The following is a 19,213-nucleotide window of genomic DNA, read 5'->3' as shown; positions in this document are numbered from 1 at the left end:
TGTGGGAGAGGGCGATGTTCAGCATCCATGCCGGCCGCCCCGTACGTCGGCGAGAACGGATGCGTACAACCGGCGGTAACGCGCCGCCGCCGCCGTCCAGTTGTGCGTGGCCGCGATGCATTGCGCGGCCGCCTGTCCGAGCGGGCGCAGCCGATACGTCCCGTCGAGCAGGCGCGCCAGCACGTCCGCGAGCGCCTGCCGGCTGCCGGCCGCGAACAGCATCCCGCTGTGCCCGTGCACGAGCAGGTCGCGGTGGCACGGGATATCCGACGCGACGACGGCACACCCCTGGGCCATCGCATTGAGCAGGTGGCGCGAGGGCGCCAGCGTTCCGCTTCCCGCCAGCGCGGGGAATACGGCGATGTCGGCCCGCGCCAGGACGTCGGCGGCGCGGCGGGCGGGCAGCCGTCCCGTGACGCGCACATACCCGTTCAGTCCGGTAGCCGCGATCCGCGCCTCGAGCGTCTCCATGCCGGCGCCCCCGCCGGCGACGAGCAGGCGCAGCGTCGGACGATTGCGGCGCAGGTCGCGCAGCGCGGCCAGCAGCAGGTCGAGGCCGGCCGCGCTATCGAGGTCGCCGGCATAGGCGAGCAGCGGCGCATCCAGCGTGTCGGACGGCCGCGCCACGCAACCGGACGCGGCCATCACGTCGGCCGCCGGCGGCAGGATCGCGATGCGGCGCGGGCGGATGCCGCCGGCCCGCAGCGCCGCGCGCATTTCGACGCTGGGCGCGGCCAGCGCATCGGCCCGGGCGCAGACGAAGCGGTCGAACGGCCGGCTGCCGCCGCCCGCGGCGGCGCGGCGGTCCGCATCGACGACGAACGGCAAGCGGCCCAGCCGCGCCACGGGCCAGGCGGCCGATGCGTGTACGCTCGGCGCATGGACGTGGATCAGGTCGGGCCGGGTGAGCCGCGTGATCCGGCGCAGGCGCAGGGCCAGCGCCGCGCCGTTCGCCACGTCCGGGCAGCAGCGCAGCAGCCACCGCGGCGTCTGCGGCGCCGGCGTGCGGTACAGGTGCCACGCGTGATGGGGCCAGGCGTCCCGGTCATCGGCGGCGCACGCGCCCGCGGCGCTCAGGTGCACGGTCTGCACGCCCTGCGCGCGCAACGCCGCCAGCAGGGCTTGTGTGCGCAGGGCGTAATCCGTCGGGCGCGCGCACGCCGCGTCGAGCACGTGCAGGACACGCATCAGCGCACTCGCCGCAGGCTGTCCACCGGTTCGCTGCGCGTGAGGGCATCGTAGACGGCCAGGTAGTCGCGCGCCATCGCCGGCATGCTGTGGCGGGCGATGACCTGAGTGCGGGCCCGCGCGCCGTGGCGCGTCGCCATGGCGGGGATGCGGCAGTAATCGGCGACCGCCGACGCCAATAGCTCCGTCGACATCGGCGGCACGAGGATGCCCGTGAAACCGGGATGCACCAGTTCCGTGTTGCCGCCGACGGCGGAGGCCACGACCGGCAGGCCCGTCGCCATCGCCTGCAGGATCGTGTTGGAGCGGTCTTCGGCCAGCGAAGGCAGCACGAACAGGTCCATCGCGCGCAGCAGTTGCGGGACGTCGGCACGGGCGCCCGGCAGCCACGCGCGCGCGGCCGCGCCGGCCCGGTGCAGCAGCGCCTGGCATTCGGTGCGGGCCGGCCCGTCGCCGACGAGCAGCAGGCGCAGCCGCTGGTGCGCCGGGTGCGGCGACGCGATCAGGCGCAGGAAGGATTCGACCAGCGTCGTGTGGTTGCCGGCGTCGTCCATCCGGCCGACGCTGCCGACGACGAAGACGCCGTCATGCATGAAGCCGGGCGGGCCGACGACGGCCGGGGGCCCGAGCCGCGGATGGAATTGCACGCTGTCGACACCGTTCGCGATCTGCGACACGCGCGCCGGCTCCGCGCCCACGGATTCGATGAGCCATTGTTCGAGGTCGCCGCTGACGGCGATGAAATGGTCGATCAGCGGACACAGCATGCGGCGCAGCACGCGTGCGGCGAGCCCGGCCGACCGGCCGGCGCCTACCGCCGCGCGTCCATGTTCGGCATGCACGCGCAGCTTGACGCCGGCCAGCGCCGCGACGAGCTGTGCCGGCAGGCCGGTGCCGTTGCGCGTGTGGATCAGGTCGGGCCGCAATGCCCGCAGCACGCCGAACATGCGCAGGTAATGGAGCGGATCGCGCCCGGCGCGCTTGTGCAGGTTGACGATCTCGACGCCGTGCTCGCGCATGCCGCCCTCGTCGCCGCCGCGGTCGTGCAGGCAGACGATGGCGTGGCGATAGCGCTCGGGCGGCAGATGGCGGATGAGGTTCAGCAGGCCGTTTTCCGTCTGCGCCGTGTCGAGCGCGTCGACCACGTGCACGACGAGGCGCGGGCGCGCGTCCGGTTCGCACAGGGACAACGCGCGCGGATGCTGGGCGCCCATACGGCCCCGCGTCAGCGCTCGGCCCGGCCGTTGCCGATGCGGCCAGGGGTTCGTGCACGGCGGTCGATATGCTTCATGGCGGCAGCTCCACGCTCGTTGACGGGCGCGCCGGACCGGTGCCCCGGTCGACGCTGAGCTCATTATATTGCGCTGCAACGGGGCGTTTTTTTCGCTTTCCGGCGCCGTTGACTGGTCTCAAGAAAGCGCCGAATACGTGCAGCAACCGCGATCCGGACTTGTCCAACCGGGTGTGTACGCCGCCGCACCGAACGCCGGCCAGGCGCACGCTAGGATGGCGCTTCCACCCGCACGAGGACCCACCATGAGCACACACGACACCAAAGACATCGCCGACCTGAAATCGAAGATCCGGGAAGTCCGCTTCCCGATGTTCACGTGGCAGGACGAGCATGGCCACCTGCTGAGCCAGCCAATGACGCAGGAAGAGGTCGACGACGGCGGCGGCGTCTGGTTCTTCACCTCCACGCAGACCGCGCTGTGGGACTGCATCGCGCACCGGCCCCAGGTCAACCTGTCGTTCGCGAAACCGGAAGACAGCCTGTTCGTCTCCGTCAGCGGGCTCGCGGAGCGCGTCGTCGACCGCGAACGCATCCGCGCGATGTGGAACGCGGGCGTGCAGGCGTGGTTCCCGGCCGGCCCGGACGACGAGCACGCCGTGCTGATCCGCGTCGAGCCGCACTCGGCCGAATACTGGGATTCGAACGACAGCAAGATGGTGCGCCTGTTCGCCGTCGCGAAGGCTGCCATGACGGGCACCCGGCCGGACCTGGATGCGGAGCACCGTACGCTGAAACTGTAAGGCACCGCGACGCGCTGAACATTCCTCTCTTGCAATAATCGGACGGGCTGGCGTACAGTACACGCTTCTTCGGGGAGCGTGGATGAAACTGGACGGGCAGGGCGGGGTGCGATGACAGGGCCGCTGGAACTCGCGGCGAACGGCCTCACTGCCGTGGCCATCCTGCTCGCCGGCCGCAACAACGTCCACACGTGGTGGACGGGCATCGTCGGCTGCACGCTGTTCGCCATCCTGTTCGCCCAGAACCGGCTGTATGCGGACGTCGCCCTGCAGGTCTTCTTCGTCGCCACCAGCGTCGCCGGCTGGTGGAAATGGGCGCGCGGCGACCACGGCGACCCGCTGCCGATCACGCACGCCAGCGCCACGAACCTGGCATGGACCGTGCCGCTGGGCGTGGCCGCCACGGCCGGCTACGGCGCGCTGCTGCACTTCACGACGAACGCATACGCGCCCTTCCTCGATTCGGCCGTGCTCGTCTTTTCCGTCATCGGCCAGATCCTCATGATGCAGCGCCGGGTCGAGAACTGGGCGTTCTGGCTGCTCGTGAACAGCATTGCCGCGCCCCTGTATCTGAGCCGCGGCCTCGTCCTGACGGCCGTGCTGTACGCCGGCTTCTGGGTCAACGCCGTCGTCTCCTGGCGCAACTGGTACCGACTGGCTGCGCGACATGTGGCGGCGGCGTCCGCCAGACATGCGCACACTTACGAAAGTTCTCAACCATGAACAAGAAATCGCTCGCGGCCGCGGTGGCCATGTTCGCCTTCACGTATTCCGCCGCCGGCGCCGACCAGGTCGTCGCCATCCGCGCCGGCAGGCTGGTCGACGTCGTGGGCGGCAAGGTGCTGACCGACCAGACCATTCTCGTCAGCGGCGAACGCATCACGGCCGTGGGTCCGGCCGCCGCCACGACAGTGCCGGCCGGCGCAAGGGTGATCGACCTGTCGCACGAGACCGTGCTGCCGGGCCTGATCGACGCGCACGTGCACCTGACGGGCGACCCGAACCTGCACGGCTACCGTTCGCTGGGCGTATCCGACATCCGCGCCGCCATGTACGGCGCCTACGCGGCGCGGCGCACGCTGGAGGCCGGCTTCACGGCCGTGCGCAACGTCGGGGCCAGCGGCTTCGGCGACGTGGCGCTGCGCGACGCCATCAATGACGGCGAACTGCCGGGCCCGCGCATGCGCGTGGCCGGCTACGCCATCGGCATCCAGGGCGGCCACTGCGACAACAACCTGCTGCCGCACGATTTCCATTATGTCGAGAACGGCGTGGCCGACGGCCCGTGGGCGGGGCGCGCCAAGGTGCGCGAGATGGCGAAGTACGGCGCCGACACCATCAAGATCTGCGCGTCCGGCGGCGTGCTCTCGAAGGGCGACGAGGCGGGCGCCCAGCAGTTGACGCTTGAGGAGATGAAGGCCATCGTCGAGGAAGCGCACAAGCTCGGGCGCCGCGTGGCCGCCCACGCGCACGGCGCGAGCAGCATCCGCGACGCGATCCTGGCCGGCGTCGACTCGGTCGAGCACGCGAGCCTGATCGACGACGAAGGCATCCGCCTGGCGCACGAAAAAGGGACCTACCTCGTGATGGACATCTATAACGACGACTTCATCCTGCAGGAAGGCGCCAGGGCCGGTATGCTGCCGGAATCGCTGGAGAAGGAACGCATGGTCGGACAACTGCAGCGCGACAACTTCCGCAAGGCGTTCAAGGCCGGCATCAAGATGGCGTTCGGGACCGACGCAGGCGTGTATCCGCACGGCGATAACGCGAAACAGTTCCATTACATGGTCAAGTACGGCATGACGCCGATGCAGGCGATCCAGGCCGCCACAATCAACGGCGCCGACCTGCTGGGCTGGAAGGACCGCATCGGTTCGCTCACGCCGGGCAAGTATGCGGACGTCGTCGCCGTCAGCGGCGATCCGCTGGCGGACCCGGCCGAACTCACGCGCGTGAACTTCGTCATGAAGGGCGGCGCCGTCATCCGGAGCAGCACGCCATAATATGCGGGGCGGCAGGCCGGGAGACACCGGCCGCGGCCTTCATCGGGATGTCCGGGACATGTCACCAATCCACCGAGGAGGAACGATGTCTTACGACGATTTCAAAGCCTGTATCGAGGCCTGCAACGCGTGCGCGGCCGCCTGCGACCGCTGTTCGACCGCCTGTCTGCAGGAAGACGACGTCAAGATGATGGCGCGCTGCATCGCGCTCGACATGGACTGCGCCCAGATCTGCCGGACGGCAGCCGCCTTCATGGCGCGCGGCAGCGACCTCGCGCGCGACCTGTGCCGGCTGTGCGCGAACGTGTGCGCGGCCTGCGGCGATGAATGCGGCAAGCATCCGATGGACCATTGCCAGGCCTGCGCGCAGGCATGCCGCGCGTGCGCGGACGCCTGCCGGCGCATGGCGGGCGCCTGACCGGTCAATCGCGGCGCGGCGCCAGGTCGGCCTCGGTCTGGTTGCCGCCGGTCTCCGGCGCGCCCAGTCCGGTCGAACCGGGGCTGGCCTGGCGGCTGCGGGTGTCCTGGTAGCCGCGGTTGATGGCCGTCGCGGCCGTGCCAGCGCCTTCGGCCTCGTCATCGGGGCCGCCCTGGCGGCTGCCCGCCGCGCCGGACTGGCTGGCGCCGCGTGACGACGGCGCTTCTTCCTCCGGCCGCGGCTTCGTCAGCGCACGGCCGCCGCTGCCGCCCGTTTCCGCCATCGTCTCGTGGGTGGGCGTACTGCCCTGTTCGCCGCTCGTCGCGTTGCCGACGCCGATCGTCGCCGACTGCTCGTTCTGCTGGTCCTTGCCGGCGCCGTCGCCCGGATTCGTCGTGTGTGCGTTCATACCGCCTCCCTGTGCGTAGCTCGATGAACGATTGTTGCCGCGCGCAGGCGAGCCGTCTGTCGGCAGGCGCTGCGTGCGCGTGTAGGATGCCGGCTCTGCCGGTCAGACCGGGATCTCGGACGTGCCGCCGCCCACGCTGCCGAACGCCTGCAACTGCTCGAGCGACAGGCGGCGGTCGTTGAGGGCGGCGAGGATGGCCTGCAATTGCTCCGGATCGGGCTGGATGTAGACGATGCGCTGCTCGACCTCGTCATCCCAGCAGCGTGTGTAGGGCACGTCGGTCTCGGCCATGATCTTCGCGTCGAAGCTGCCGTCGCGCAGTTCGCCGAACAAAGTGACCCGGGTCGTGTCGGCTGTCGTGTTTTTCACCGTGATGTTCATGCATGCTCCTTTCGAGTCGGACCGCGTCACGCCGATTGTCCCGTAGGCGCGGCCGGCCTGCAAACGCCGTTCAAGCGTGCGCGGCAACGGACCCGCTGGCGCTTTCGCGGCCGGATGATATACTGTACAAAAACACAGTAATGTCTTTCCTCATGCCGACCTTTACGCCCATCGACCTCGGTCCAACGCTTCCGGAAGAGATCGCGCCCGGTGCCAGCAGCCGGCTGCACGTCAAGATGTACCGTCAGGCCGACGATGCCATCACGGAAGCGACCACCGACATCGAACTGGCACGCGAGTTCATCGCTCACGGCGAGCTCAGCGCAAAATCCATCCAGAATACGCAGAAGGAATTGTTCCGCTTCCTGACCTGGTGCCGCGAAGAACCCGGCAAGACGCTGGGCCAGCTGAACGTCGCCGACCTGAACGCGTACAAGGAATTCCTCAAGAATCCGCCGCCCGAATGGGTGTCCAGGACAAAGTGGCCGCGCACGGATGCGCGCTACCGGCCGTTCACGGGGCCGCTGTCGGACGCGAGCCGGCGCCAGGCGATGATCGCCGTGAAGGGCCTGCTGGGCTTCGCGGAGCAGACGGGGTATTTGCGCCGCAATCCGGCCGCGCTCGTCCGCAACGTCCGGGCGCCGACGGCCAGCCGCATCACGCGCTACCTGACGCAGGGCGCGATCGCGCTGGCGCTGGACACCGTCGCGCGGCGCCCGGCCGGCACGCCGGCCGCCGTCAAGCGGCGCGAGCGCGACCGTTTCCTGCTCGTCGCGTTCGCGCACACGGGCGCGCGCCTGAACGAGATCGTCGGCGCGGCGATGGGTTCCATCTACACGGAAGGCAATGGCCGCTGGTGGCTGGACGTCGTCGGGAAAGGCGGCAAGCCGCGCCGCCTGCCGGTCCCGCCGGACATGCTGGACGCCTTCCGCGCCTATCGCCAGGCGTTTGATCTGTTGCCGCAGGCGAACCGCGCGGACCGCACGCCGCTCGTCCTGTCGAGCCGCAGCCGCGGCCTCGCGCGCATCACCGACGAAGCGGCCGCCGAAGCGATCAAGGCCGTCTTCGCCGACGCGGCAAGCGTCGCCGACACCCGCGGCGACGCCGACACGGCCGCCACGCTGCGGCAGGCGTCCGCGCACTGGCTGCGCCACAGCATGCTGACGAACCATGCAAACAACGGCGTCCAGCTCAAGACGCTGCAGGACACGGCCGGGCACGCGAACATCGCGACGACGGCCGCCTATCTGCACAAGACCGACAACGAGCGTTACGACGAGATCATCGCGTCCGCGCGCGGGCGCGGGATCCTGTAATGCGGCCGCTATCGTGCCTATACTGAGGCATGATGATGCAAGCGCACGACATGGCCAGCGGCATCGACGGCGACGTGATCCTGCGGCCGCTCAGCCCGGTCGAACGGCCCGGCTCGGCCAACCAGCGTCCTTACCGGGCCGTCATCGGCGTGGCGGATGCGGCCGGGCGCCCGGTGGCCGAGGTGCGCAGCGACGCGAACGGCCGCTTCGAGATCATCCTCGAACCGGGCACGTACGTCCTGCACCCCGAGTCCGAAGCGATCTACCCGCACGCGCCGGACCAGACGGTGACCGTGGTCAAGGACCATGTCACGTCGGTCCGGATCGTGTACGACAGCGGTATCCGGTGACGATGCCGGACCCGCGCCGGTTCACGCCGTAAAGCCGATGCCGACGATACGGCTGCCCCAGTCATGGTTCGACAGGATGTCCTCGTTGACCAGCCAGGCGCGCCTGGTATTGCGTGGATCGACCGTCACCGCCGAATAATCGCCCCAGCGGCCGCCGCCGAACCACGTCGGACTCGTGAAGGCCGCCGTGCCCGGGCTCAGGCTGTACGTGCTGCCGTTGTTGTGGTCGAAGCCGGAGAACCGCACCTGGGCGTTGGTGCCGCGGGGCGGGTCGGTCAGCGTCCACGTCACGTACACGTCGTTGGCGCTGTTGGCCGCGATCGAGGCGTTGAAGTCGAACGACGTCGACGTCCCGAAGAAGAACGCGCTTTGCACGAGCGCGTTGGTGGCCGTGTTGATCTGGTAGAACTTGGGCGCCGCGTAGCCGACGAGGTTGACGGTGTGGACCTGCCACAGGAAATCGCCCGTCTGCGTGCTGGCGTTGACGAACCGGCCGTCGAGCGTGTCGAGCACGGCACTGGTGCCCGGTTGCGGGGCAGGGGGCGGGGCGGAATACGACGGCACGGAAATATTTACCGGCCCGGTCAGCTGGATGGCGTTCGGCCTGCTCGAATTGGTGAGCGCGTACAGGCTCAGCGCGCTGCCGCCCGACGCGGCGATCAGGAACGTCCTGGCGTTCTGGTCCAGTACGATCGGCGGCGCGAGCGTGGCGCGCAGGCCCGTGAAGACGGGCACCGCGAAACCCAGCCCGTTGTACAGGCGCGCCTTGGCGACCGCGAACATGTCGGCGCCCCGGAACCCGCCGGACGACGTGAAGACGTTCGCCGTGATGATGATCGAATCCTGGTCCATGCCGAGTTGCGGATAATCCCAGAAATCGCCGGCGTTGAACGTGACGTTCAGCCCGTAGATGAAATACGAGCCGAGCGGGTTCGACGTCGTGGAGATCGCGACGAAATGGAACTGGCGGGTGTCCGATTCCTGGAACGCGTCGGCGGTGATGATCCAGCGGTTCCAGACGCTGTCGTAGACGGCGCGCGGGTCGAACAGGACCCGGGTGGTATAGCCGAAGAAGGCCGCGAGCGAAATGCTGGTGCGCTGGCTCGGGTTGGTCCGGACAAAGATGTCGACGTGCGAATTCGTCACCTCGACGAAGTGGTCGAGCCCGATGGCGCCGTGCGTGTCGGGCGGGATCAATCCATCGACATCCGTCGCGCCCGGCACGTTGGGGCCGACCAGGCCGATCGGCGCGCGCGGCAACGCCTCGGCTTCGGTTTCGGTGTCGAAGGGCTTTTCGGCCGCCGGCCCCTGCGCCTGCAATGTTGCCTTGAGCTCTTCGTATTGATCTGCAGGCATGGTCGGCAAGAACAGCTTCGACTTCGCTTGCGCGACCGCGCGGGCAGCGGGGGCGGGGGTGTTCTGCATGTCCCGCAGCATGGTCTCGACAGCCCTGACCTGCGGCGCCGCGGCCTCGAGCTGCGGACCGACTTCGATTGAAGAATGTTTCACGGCATTATTCCTTTCCATTGAGTGGCTTGCAAGCGCTGGAATCTGAGCAGTCTTCCCGACTGCCGGCATGTCGCGCAGCAACGCGAAGCGGTCGATCCTGAATTCCCGCGTCACTCACTATCGTTACAAACGGACTGAGCGTCGTTGACAGCCATCAGTGCGCCAGCGCACCGGTATGCGGGCATCGGCGGGCGCCGCGCGGTTGCTTCTGGCGGGACTGGCCGCGCCGCCGGCGCAGCGGGCGCGGCGTAAACGACCTGCCAGTGACAGGTTTCCGTACGCCTTACATCGCCTCGCCCGGTGGCGACGTCGATGCAAGCCAGGCCGCGAGCACGACGGCCGCCAGCAGCAGCAATGCCTCGATCCGGAGGACACGCTTGAAACGCGCCGGCAAGACGCCCGGCACGGCACGACCCGCGGACTCGTGTGCGAGCCACGGCGCCATCACGAAAAAGCGGTTGAACCCGCCCAGCGCGGCCGCCAGGCCGACGACCAGCACTTTCGCCACGAGGGTGTTGCCGTAGGGGTTGCCGACCAGGTCGGCCCATCCGCCGATGCTGCGCCAGACCGCATAGACCCCGGTGGCGAAGATGCCGGTCAATGCAAAGGTTGCGGAATTCGACAGCGACACGACATAAGCCGCCCTGGCGCGCCGGTCGGTTGAAGCCATGTTCCCAGGCGCTCTCAAGATGATGGCGCCGGCGACGGCGACTTCACCGACCCACAGGCTGATGAGGCCCAGGTGAACCCAATCAGCCAGCAGCCGCACGCTGAAGTCGCCGTCGCTTGCCGCGTGGCTGACCATGCTCCGCGTGTACCAGAACACCGCGAGCGCCGCCGGGGTCAGCAGCACAGCAAGCCGGCTTCTGCCGTCCCGGAGGAGGGCGCCGGCCATGGCAACGGCCAGCCCGGCCATGCCAACGCAGCACGCAAGCCCGAGATGCGTGGCGCTCAGCATCGTCCAGACGGCGCTTCCTGCCTGAGTAACCGGAACCTCGGCCATTGCCGCCGACTCGAGCCACAGCCATGCGGCGCTGGCGGCAAGCGCGACCACGGCAGCGCCGATGGCGGCATTGCGGACCGGCTGGCGTCGCGCCGCAGCCCAGTCGGAAGCGTCGCGGTCGAGCCATGAGCGGGCCACGCTTGCCCCCATGAGCACGGCCACCGACAGGTTCAGCAATGCAGTGACGAGCCGCTGGACGGTCTGCAGGTCGAGCCCCATCACTTGATCGTGAACGGAACGTCACCTTTCGTCTTGTGGCCGTCATGGGTCATCGTCGACCACCGCACGCGATATTCTCCGGCGGGGAGCGGCGGCAGCGGGGCCGTCATGACGGTCGGGTCCACTTTGTCGACGGTGGCGCCGCTGATTGGAATCTCCTTATCGCCGGTGCCCAGCAACATGATTTTGCTGAAGGCCGGCTCGACCGCCTCGTTGAATTTGAGGCGAACCTGCTTCGGTGCGCCGCCAAGCGTACTGCCGGCCTTGGGATCGGATGACTGCAGCTTCGCGTGCGCGAAGGCGGAGGAGGTCACGGTACTGGCGAGGGCGAGGGCGGTTACCGCCAGAAAGCGTTTGATGCACATATTGACTCCCCGTTTGGAATGATCGACGATGGCGAGATCGCCCGGTCCGTCAGTCGGACGACCGGGATAACGAGCGCGTCGCCTGGACGTTTCCGGTGTCACGACACGGCAAAGCGGAGCGGGCCGGAAACTGCATCAACCGCAGCGAGGCGGACCGGGGTTCCGGTTGGCCAGCTCAGGTGGCCCAACGGTTTGACGAACGCCACCCGGCTTCGGTTCGCGAGGCGGGCGTTGCCGCCTTTCTCCCGGAGGATCGTCGACACCGACTTCCCATTGTAGCCGTGTCCGGCCAGGCGCGGGTATCGTCGAGCGGGGCGTCGGCGTCGGCGCCGCCGCTCCGGAAGCCTGGTGGCGCGCCCGCATCAGCGCAATCGCAAGAGGATAAAGACATGCAACTCGTGCTCTGCCGGGTGATGTCATATAACTCGACATTATTTTCTGTAATGTCGAGTTATATGCACTGGCTTTGCAGCGCCCCTGTGGGGCGCCTTATCGCGTCCCCCTTCCATCACGCCGGCTTGGCGCGCTTGCGCAGACGGCCACTCAGGCCCAAGCCGACGCCTATGAGCGCCAGACTGCCCGGTTCCGGCACCGACGCCGGAGAATTAGCGGGGAGAAAAACAGTCAGACCGGAATTCGGATCTTCCAGGTAGGACAACAGGTTTGGCGCGATCGTTCCCACCGTCACGGTACCGGACAGGATCTGGTGTGTCACGGGCGGACTCAGCGACGTCTCCGCATATAACGCGAACGAACTGGGGGCCACCGAGAATGTACCGGGCGTGGGACCTGGCACGAAGCCCGGACCGATCATGGAATCGAAGTAGCCATTGATGCTGGACGTGGCAATAAAGCCAGTCGGATGACCTGGCGCATACTCAAATGCATGAGCGATCGTCGAGTCGTAGCCCGGAATAAATCGGTTCGACAACGTGGACAGGTTGAACCAGATGATGCCGCCCGAATCCGAGTCTTGCACGAACGTGCCCGAGAAGCCGTTGTACGCGTCGTCGGCCACTTCAAGCCACAGAATGCCAAGTGGGTCAGCGGCGGGCGGTGCGTCGCGCCGAAAAGGGCAGCGCTGGCGGGGGCGTCGGCAAAGTTGCACCGGACTCTACGGTGAAATGGCAGGTTTGCTTCCACTGATGAGATATGTCGCTGCGACGACGGACCCTGCCAATCTTGCCTATAGCGGGGACCACGCGTCGGTATGTGATTTAACATAATATAGATTATGCGAAATCACGCCGCCGTCGTAACGCATCACGAAAAATGGCAGTACGTAAGCGCTCGGACCTAAATCTATATCCATTCGAGACCTAACGGTCAGCGCGAAACGAATTTAAGGCCTTTTGACGTCTCCACTACACGTTTAGGTCCTGTAAATTGACCTGTTGTTTCCAACCGAGGTTTAGGTCTCGATGACTTTTCCTGCCCCGAAAACTATGGCAATAGATTTCAATGACACGTCGTCGGCTTTGGGCATAGCATCGGTCCGGCACAAAAAACACGTTTGCCATACTGATGCGCGGACCGTGGCGTGCAGCGCGTATCCGGCCTGGCTGAGCGACCACGACTGAACCGCCCCGGGAATCGTGGAGGCTGGTTGGTTTAAGTTAAAGCGGTTTCAGTGGCAGCGATATCAAGTTGCCGATAGTAGTTTGCCTCAGCTTCAGCGGGCGGGATATAGCCAAGTGGTTCCATCAGCCGGTGGTGGTTGAACCAGGCCACCCATTCCAGGGTTGCCAGTTCGACAGACTCCCGAGTTTTCCAGGTCCGGCGATGAATCAATTCCGTCTTGTACAAGCCGTTGATCGTTTCAGCCAGCGCGTTGTCGTAGCTGTCGCCACGGCTGCCGACCGACGGCTCGACACCCGCTTCGGCCAATCGTTCGCTGTAGCGAATGCTGACGTATTGCGAGCCTCTATCGGAGTGATGGATCAAAGTTCCATCGCCACCGGGCTGGCGAGCATACAGCGCCTGTTCAAGCGCATCCAGAACGAAGTCAGTCGTCATCGACGAACTGACCCGCCAGCCGACAATGCGTCGGGCGAAAACGTCCACTACGAAGGCTACGTACAGCCAGCCCTGCCACGTCGAAACGTATGTGAAGTCCGACACCCACAGCTGATTTGGGCGGTCAGCTGAGAATTGCCGATTCACACGATCCAGCGGACGCGTGGCGGCAGCATCGGGAATCGTTGTTCGGACTCTCTTGCCGCGCACGGCTCCTTGCAAACCCAGCCGCCTCATTAAACGTTCCACTGTGCAGCGAGCGATTGCGATGCGTTCTCGATTCATTTGCTTCCAGACCTTGTCCGCGCCGTAGACCTGCAGGTTGGCCTGCCAGACCCGGCGGATTTCCGGCAGCAGAATCTCATCGCGCTTTGCCCGCGCGCAGCGCTTCGACAAATCACGAAGCTGTGCTGCATGGCGCCGATAACCCGACGGGGCAATCCGCAAGATCTTGCAGATCGGCTCGACCCCGAAGGTGTCGCGATGCTGATCGATAAAGGCCTTCAGGACTTCAAACGGCGGTCGAGCTCCGCCTGGGCGAAAAACGCGCTCGCCAGCTTCAGAATTTCGTTCGCCCGCCGTAGCTCCTTGTTTTCGCGCTCCAGGGCTTTGAGTCGCTCACGCTCGTCCGTTGTCGCTCCTGCGCGCTCCCCTTGGTCAATTTGGTCGCGCTTGACCCATTCATGCAGCGTTTGCGGCGTGCAGCCGATCATCCCTGCGATTGACTCGACCGCTGCCCACAGCGAAGTAAGCGTCGCCCCAGTGCCGTCTTGATCCGATCAGCAAGAAGCGAGATGATGCTTGCCACACCGCTGGGAAGCGGAATTCAGCCGGCCAGCATGGCGGCGCAGTTCCAGGGCAGGAAGTCGTCGACGCGATTCACAGGATGATCGGCGATATGCGTCAGCACATGACGCAACCAGGTTTCGGGATCGATTCCGTTCAGCCTGGCCGTTCCGATCAGCCCATAGATGGCGGCAGCGCGTTCGCCACCGCTGTCGGCGCCGGCAAACAGGTAGTTTCGCCGGCCCAGGGCGATGCCGCGCAGCGAGCGCTCGGCGGCCGAGTTGTCGATCTCGATGCGGCCGTCGTCGGCATAGCGTGTCAGCGCCGGCCACAGCTTGAGGGCGTACAAGATCGCCGCTGCCGTATCGGATTTACGCGACAGCGTGGCCAGTGTGGCATGCAGCCAGCGTTCCAAGTCACCGAGCAGCGGTTTCGCCTGCAGCTGACGGGCTGCCCGGCGGTCATCGGGCGGCTTGCCGCGGATGGATTCTTCGGTGCCATACAGCTCACCGATCCGGCGCAGCGCCTCGGTCGTGAGCGGGGTCGGGCGAGCGACATGCAGGTCATAAAATTTGCGCCGCGCGTGTGCCCAGCAGGCTGCTTCGAGCACGTGGCCTGTTTCATAGACCGCGTTGAAGCCGGCGTAGGCATCGGCCTGCAGCACGCCCTTGAAGCCGGCGAGGTGCGCCTGCGGATGTTCGCCTTTGCGGTCGGGCGAGTAGGCAAACCACACTGCTGGTGGCGTTGCGTCACCGCTGGCGCGGTCGTCGCGCACGTAAGTCCACAGGCGTGCCGTGCGCGTCTTGCCGTTACCTGGTGCCAGTACTGGCAGCGGGGTATCGTCGGCGTGCAGCTTGGTACCGGCAAAGACATGACGGCGCAGCGCATCGACCAGCGGTCGCAGCAGCATGCCGGCGGCACCGACCCAGCTTGCCAGCAGGCTGCGCTCGAGCTCCACACCTTCGCGGGCGTAGATCACGCTCTGGCGGTACAGCGGCAGGTGGTCGGCATACTTCGCCACCAGCACATGGGCCAGCAGCCCGGGGCCAGCGATGCCGCGTTCAATGGGACGGCTGGCCGCCGGGGCCTGCACGATCGTGTCGCAGCAGGCACAAGCCAGTTTTGGACGCACATGACGGATCACGCGGAAGCTGGCCGGCACATACTCCAGCTGTTCCGAAACATCTTCGCCGAGGTATTTCAGGTTGCCGCCGCAGTCCGGACAGGCATCGCCCGCTGGCGTCTGCACCCGTTCTTCACGCGGCAGATGCGGCGGCAGCAGCTTTCGTTCAGCCTTTTTGCGAGGCGCCACGTCCACCGGTGCCTGGGCTTCGGCGACCGCCTCTTCCGCTTCGAGGTCTTCCAGCTGGAGTTCCAGTTGCTCGATCTGTTGGTCCAGCTTCTCGGAGCTGCGGCCGAACTGCATGCGTTTCAGCTTGGCCAGTACCAGCTTCAGGTGTTCGATTTCGGCGGTGCGGGTCGACAGCTCGGCAGCCAGATGCACTGCGCGCGCTTCGCTTTGTGCTGCACGTGCCTCACTTGCCAGCAGCATGGCCTTCAAGGCAGCGATATCGTCGGGCAGGTCGGCGGCGTTCAGCATGCGGTCTAGTTTACGCAGATCCTCGTTCGTTTACAAGGCCGACTGGGGCTGCCAGGTGCGCTCCGGTCGCCGCCAGTCGATCCCTTCGAGCAGCATCGACAGCTGGGCTTGCGTCAGCGTGACCGTACCGCTGGTGGCCTGTGGCCAGATAAAACGCCCACGTTCAAGGCGCTTGCACAGCAGGCACAGGCCATCACCGGTCCACCACAGAACCTTGATCAGATCACCGCGGCGTCCTCGGAAAACAAACACATGGCCGCTGTACGGATCTTCCTCCAGGGCTGTCTGCACTTTCGACGCCAGACCGTTGAAGCCCGAGCGCATGTCGGTGACGCCGGCCGCGAGCCAGATGCGTGTTCCCGCAGACCGACCGATCATCCGCGCAATCCTTCTAGGACTGCTACCAGCGTTACTGGATCGGGCCGGCCTTCAATGCGCATCGTGGCTTTGCCCAGCCGGATTTCGATCACGCCGTCGCAGCGCTGATCGCTCATGACAGGTCGCGGCGGTACTATAGGAGCCAATGTCACCGCGACCAGCCCTGGTGGATCGAACACGCCGGCACGCAACTGGCGCCGCCATTTGAACACCATATTCGTATTCAACTCGTGCTGCAGGGCGAGCTGTGCAACCGACACTCCTGGCTCGCACGCCTGCTGTGCCAGCTTCCGCTTGAACTCCAGCGGGTAGTTCGTGCTGCGCCGGCGTCTGCCGTGGTTTACTTCACTCTCCAAAATAGTCCCCACCAAAATTTAGTGGGGACTATCTTGGCGACTGGTGCTATTTAGTGTCTAGACGGTGCAGGCACGACGCTTACACAGCGAAGGATGCTCATTACGCTGCTCCCGTACCAGACGGACAGCGCGCTCCCGGACTTCCGGCGAAAATTTGCTTGGCTTTTTGTTCATAGCTCCATTCTCTCAAGAGTTGGAGCCTCCATCAAATCCGGGGCGATTCAGTTCCGTTTTGCAAGGGCGCTCGTACTAGCAGTTTGCCCGGGAGGCCTAGTTGTTCGCGGCAAGGATTAGTGCAGAGACGCCACTCACAAGCTGATCGAGAGAATCGAAGATCGTAAAGCACGCTGCTAAATGATGCATAACGCGGCCGGCTGGCGGATTCTTATTTCAGGGTTTGCCTTTACGGGGGCGCTTGACGTGTGCTGGCCGCAGCGCCGCACGCGCCCAATGTGCTACCGCATAGGTCAACACCGCGCCTTTCTGCTGTTTCACTACATAGGCGTCCAGTTCGTTGAGACTTGCAAATTTCCTTTGCTGCAAAGACTCTACTATGGCTTCGCGGCGGCTATTGAATTGGTTCCAGACCCCTGGGCGCGCGTAGCGGATCTGCAGTTGCAGTAATTGGAGATAGCCATCAACATCGGGCCGCCCTGATTGCGCAACGATTTCCAGTTTCATCTGCGCGGCATCGTGCTTGAAATCGACAAGCATGCCGACCTCGTGGTCATATGGTGAAGCCAGCTGCGCGACTGTATGATTCCCTTTCCCGGCGGGGCCGTTGCAGGCCCAGCAAGAACTGAACAAATTATAGCCATCCACGGAGAGCAAAGGAAATTTTGACTTGGGAAATAAGTGTTCAACCACGCTGGATCCTTCGGAATTCATCGTATCCAGATCGCAGTAAGGACAGGTGCTCGGATAGCCATTGTCCTGCCTGAAGTTCTCGTGAAATTGCGTGCGTGTAAGGGGGGGCAGGCCAAGCGCTGTCCAGATGTCTTTATGATCAAACAACTTGCCGTAGATGATATCCTTGCATAGTGCGACAATGGATTTGGGGACGACAACCGTAACCTGTGGATTTCGTCCGGCGCGCAGGTCCGCGACTTGTGCTGCGTATTCGCCTGAGAGCTTTGCCAGATCCGCGATATCGGCTGCCTTGATCGCAGCGTTGCAGCGGGCGCCGAAGGTCTTCCTGTTTGACTTCCCGAGCGAGATCGCAAACGCCGCTACAAGCACCTTCTGGCGGGTTGCTGACACAACTTTTAAGGCCTGTGGGGTCTGTACCCGACATCCCTGTGTCCTTGCATGAGCCAGCACCTCCAGCAAGGGTGCGATGAATTCCTCTCCCAGCGTCTTCAACAAGGCTTTGTTCGTGGGATTAATGACTTTACGCATTCTCGCCGCCCTCCTCGTTTCCGCCTTCCTCCTCGAAATCAACGTTTTGCTCCCTCAGCTTAAGGAAAACATCGTAACGCAGCGCGGATTCTCCCAGCATACTAAGTAACTCCCGCAATTCCTTGACCGATGCATTCTCCAAGCATTGGCGAATTTCGAGTTCGACCAAATGCGGCCATGGCTCGTAGAGCTGATACGCCAACGCAGATTCATTGGCGAGCAAGGTTCGCGCGTCATCAGATAGGCTAGTAAATCGACCAGCATTTGCCAATAGGATCCATGGTGCCGGCACCGAATTCAGCAGTGAGAACGAGTGTGTGGCAATAAAGAGGTGCGCTGCGTAATCTTTGAAAAAGCTCACTAGGAGGCTGATGACCTGGCGTGCCCAGCTAGGATCCAAGTGCATTTCGGGCTCTTCCAGGATGATGATAGAGTGTTCTCGGATCGCACCGAGAATGGAAAGAATTCTCGCGAGCAAGAACTTTTGACCCGAACTCATCATACTCAAAGTGATCATACGCCCGTCGCGACAGCGCAATTCCAGGTCGTTCAACCATATGTCTCCGCGGGCTTCACGTTCAATGAGAGTAGGGGAAAACTCTACCCATTCCTCGTCCTCTGACCGCACGTTCCTGTCCCTCGCCACTACCATTCCTGTGATGCTTGCACCAAGTATGACTTCGAGCATCCGGACGGCAGGGGCATGGTCTAACCAAAGTGTCAGCAGGCGGGCAATGCCTGGGGAGAAAGGTGGAAAACCGTAGTGATTTCGGCCGTAGAGCTGGCTCATGTCAAAGACGCTCAGCCTCCGGTCACCCTTGAAATTTGCAAGCCGTTCAGCGGGATATTCTCCGCTCATCGAGAAGCCTGACACGATTACGTTCGACGGCAAAAATTCCTTGATGTCGGCGTAGGCGATCGCATCGTCGTCCTTTGCGCGTCGACCGAGCTTATCGCGAACCACCTTCTTGTCGAACACGCCGCCAACGGCTAACCGAACAGTACCATCGAAGGTCTGGTACAGCTCACATCGCAGTTCTACGCCCTGCGGCTGAGATATCACATAGCGAAACGAAAATTCCCCCTTAATGTCCTCCGGGCTCCGCTCCAAGTTGTGGAATATCTGAGGGATAAAGGACAGTAGCGATGACTTACCTGAGCCATTACGCCCAGCCACCATAGTAATGGAAAGCTTGCCATAGACATGATCGAGTGCTGGGTGCTGCCTGTCGGTACGCAGTTCGATGTGGGCATTTCGAATAATTTTGCGCTGCTGTATGGCGATTTGTTGGACTTTCACTTTAGTTATCCAGCTGATCAACGATGAGAGCCCTGAAGGTTGGGCGTGCGGGGGCGAGCACGAATTTTACTCGGAATAATCTTTCTGGCACATTGCATTGTTGCCTTCCCGCAATGCTTTGTTGCTTTGGAGCTCAAGCACCTGATCGGTTTCGTCCGCAACAGCCATGTTAGAAATTTAG

At 64.5% G+C, this 19,213-nt stretch carries 19 protein-coding genes, 1 pseudogene and 1 other annotated feature; of the genes and pseudogenes, 6 read left to right on the top strand and 14 right to left on the bottom strand.

The window, feature by feature from the left end; all coding sequences use genetic code 11:
* Positions 1-18: 18 nt before the first annotated feature.
* Both ASC93_RS20610 and ASC93_RS20605 read right to left on the bottom strand, forming a co-directional pair.
* Positions 19-1,188, bottom strand: a complete 1,170-nt coding sequence (locus ASC93_RS20610) for a glycosyltransferase family 4 protein (RefSeq protein WP_056446751.1) — start codon at positions 1,186-1,188, stop codon at positions 19-21.
* Complete coding sequence (locus tag ASC93_RS20605) at positions 1,188-2,402, bottom strand: glycosyltransferase (RefSeq protein ID WP_056446748.1); 1,215 nt, start codon at positions 2,400-2,402, stop codon at positions 1,188-1,190. The genes ASC93_RS20610 and ASC93_RS20605 overlap by 1 nt, the downstream gene beginning before the upstream one ends.
* A gap of 322 nt (positions 2,403-2,724) precedes the next feature.
* Between ASC93_RS20605 and ASC93_RS20600 the strand changes: the two genes are divergently transcribed.
* The 4 genes from ASC93_RS20600 (at position 2,725) to ASC93_RS20585 (ending at position 5,646) form a co-directional block, all read left to right on the top strand.
* Positions 2,725-3,222: a pyridoxamine 5'-phosphate oxidase family protein gene (locus ASC93_RS20600; RefSeq protein ID WP_056446745.1), complete on the top strand. Its 498-nt coding sequence runs from the start codon at positions 2,725-2,727 to the stop codon at positions 3,220-3,222.
* A 111-nt stretch (positions 3,223-3,333) separates the two neighbouring features.
* Positions 3,334-3,945, top strand: coding sequence for a nicotinamide riboside transporter PnuC (gene pnuC, locus ASC93_RS20595; protein WP_056446742.1), 612 nt, complete (start codon positions 3,334-3,336; stop codon positions 3,943-3,945).
* Positions 3,942-5,228 carry an amidohydrolase family protein gene (locus tag ASC93_RS20590; RefSeq protein ID WP_056446739.1) on the top strand — a complete coding sequence of 429 codons (1,287 nt, stop codon included), beginning with the start codon at positions 3,942-3,944 and terminating at the stop codon, positions 5,226-5,228. Before pnuC ends, ASC93_RS20590 begins: the two co-directional genes overlap by 4 nt.
* Positions 5,229-5,313: 85 nt before the next feature.
* Positions 5,314-5,646 carry a four-helix bundle copper-binding protein gene (locus tag ASC93_RS20585; protein ID WP_056446734.1) on the top strand — a complete coding sequence of 111 codons (333 nt, stop codon included), beginning with the start codon at positions 5,314-5,316 and terminating at the stop codon, positions 5,644-5,646.
* Between the two features lie 4 nt (positions 5,647-5,650).
* Here ASC93_RS20585 and ASC93_RS20580 read toward each other — a convergent pair whose 3' ends face one another.
* Positions 5,651-6,055 (bottom strand): hypothetical protein, encoded by a 405-nt coding sequence (locus ASC93_RS20580; RefSeq protein WP_056446732.1) that lies wholly within the window; start codon positions 6,053-6,055, stop codon positions 5,651-5,653.
* 102 nt (positions 6,056-6,157) lie between these two features.
* Positions 6,158-6,436: a hypothetical protein gene (locus ASC93_RS20575; protein WP_056446728.1), complete on the bottom strand. Its 279-nt coding sequence runs from the start codon at positions 6,434-6,436 to the stop codon at positions 6,158-6,160.
* Between the two features lie 140 nt (positions 6,437-6,576).
* On the opposite strand from ASC93_RS20575, the gene ASC93_RS20570 reads away from it, so the two are divergent.
* Both ASC93_RS20570 and ASC93_RS20565 read left to right on the top strand, forming a co-directional pair.
* The gene (locus ASC93_RS20570) at positions 6,577-7,752 is read left to right on the top strand and encodes a tyrosine-type recombinase/integrase (RefSeq protein ID WP_229412814.1); all 1,176 of its coding nucleotides are present in this window, start codon (positions 6,577-6,579) and stop codon (positions 7,750-7,752) included.
* Between the two features lie 32 nt (positions 7,753-7,784).
* The gene (locus ASC93_RS20565) at positions 7,785-8,102 is read left to right on the top strand and encodes a hypothetical protein (protein ID WP_056446722.1); all 318 of its coding nucleotides are present in this window, start codon (positions 7,785-7,787) and stop codon (positions 8,100-8,102) included.
* A gap of 21 nt (positions 8,103-8,123) precedes the next feature.
* On the opposite strand, the gene ASC93_RS20560 is transcribed toward ASC93_RS20565, so the two are convergent.
* The 10 genes and pseudogenes from ASC93_RS20560 to ASC93_RS20515 form a co-directional block, all read right to left on the bottom strand.
* Positions 8,124-9,611: a hypothetical protein gene (locus tag ASC93_RS20560; protein WP_056446718.1), complete on the bottom strand. Its 1,488-nt coding sequence runs from the start codon at positions 9,609-9,611 to the stop codon at positions 8,124-8,126.
* A 283-nt stretch (positions 9,612-9,894) separates the two neighbouring features.
* Positions 9,895-10,833 carry a copper resistance D family protein gene (locus ASC93_RS20555; RefSeq protein WP_056446716.1) on the bottom strand — a complete coding sequence of 313 codons (939 nt, stop codon included), beginning with the start codon at positions 10,831-10,833 and terminating at the stop codon, positions 9,895-9,897.
* Positions 10,833-11,198 (bottom strand): copper resistance protein CopC, encoded by a 366-nt coding sequence (locus tag ASC93_RS20550; RefSeq protein ID WP_082548206.1) that lies wholly within the window; start codon positions 11,196-11,198, stop codon positions 10,833-10,835. The genes ASC93_RS20555 and ASC93_RS20550 overlap by 1 nt, the downstream gene beginning before the upstream one ends.
* 508 nt (positions 11,199-11,706) lie before the next feature.
* On the bottom strand, positions 11,707-12,216 hold the full coding sequence (locus ASC93_RS20545; RefSeq protein ID WP_056446714.1) for a PEP-CTERM sorting domain-containing protein: 510 nt from the start codon (positions 12,214-12,216) through the stop codon (positions 11,707-11,709).
* A 593-nt stretch (positions 12,217-12,809) separates the two neighbouring features.
* Positions 12,810-13,960: pseudogene (locus ASC93_RS20540) on the bottom strand (IS3 family transposase); the annotation flags it as partial.
* Positions 13,647-13,763: a sequence feature (AL1L pseudoknot), on the bottom strand. It overlaps the preceding pseudogene by 117 nt.
* Positions 13,961-14,040: 80 nt before the next feature.
* A complete protein-coding gene (locus ASC93_RS20530; RefSeq protein ID WP_056446704.1) occupies positions 14,041-15,600 on the bottom strand; it encodes an IS66 family transposase in 1,560 nt (519 codons plus the stop codon).
* Positions 15,601-15,630: 30 nt separating this feature from the next.
* The gene (gene tnpB / locus ASC93_RS20525) at positions 15,631-15,978 is read right to left on the bottom strand and encodes an IS66 family insertion sequence element accessory protein TnpB (protein WP_056446701.1); all 348 of its coding nucleotides are present in this window, start codon (positions 15,976-15,978) and stop codon (positions 15,631-15,633) included.
* A complete protein-coding gene (locus ASC93_RS30095; protein ID WP_229412813.1) occupies positions 15,975-16,334 on the bottom strand; it encodes a transposase in 360 nt (119 codons plus the stop codon). The genes tnpB and ASC93_RS30095 overlap by 4 nt, the downstream gene beginning before the upstream one ends.
* Before the next feature lie 390 nt (positions 16,335-16,724).
* Positions 16,725-17,732, bottom strand: a complete 1,008-nt coding sequence (locus ASC93_RS31005; protein WP_157202042.1) for a hypothetical protein — start codon at positions 17,730-17,732, stop codon at positions 16,725-16,727.
* Positions 17,725-19,032, bottom strand: coding sequence for an ATP-binding protein (locus ASC93_RS20515; protein WP_056446695.1), 1,308 nt, complete (start codon positions 19,030-19,032; stop codon positions 17,725-17,727). The genes ASC93_RS31005 and ASC93_RS20515 overlap by 8 nt, the downstream gene beginning before the upstream one ends.
* Between the last annotated feature and the right edge of the window lie 181 nt (positions 19,033-19,213).

This window comes from Massilia sp. Root335, assembly GCF_001425685.1.
GTDB lineage: Bacteria > Pseudomonadota > Gammaproteobacteria > Burkholderiales > Burkholderiaceae_D > Telluria > Telluria luteola.
The sequence above is the reverse complement of the archived record's forward strand: the minus strand, read 5'-3'. Positions and strand labels throughout refer to the sequence as shown.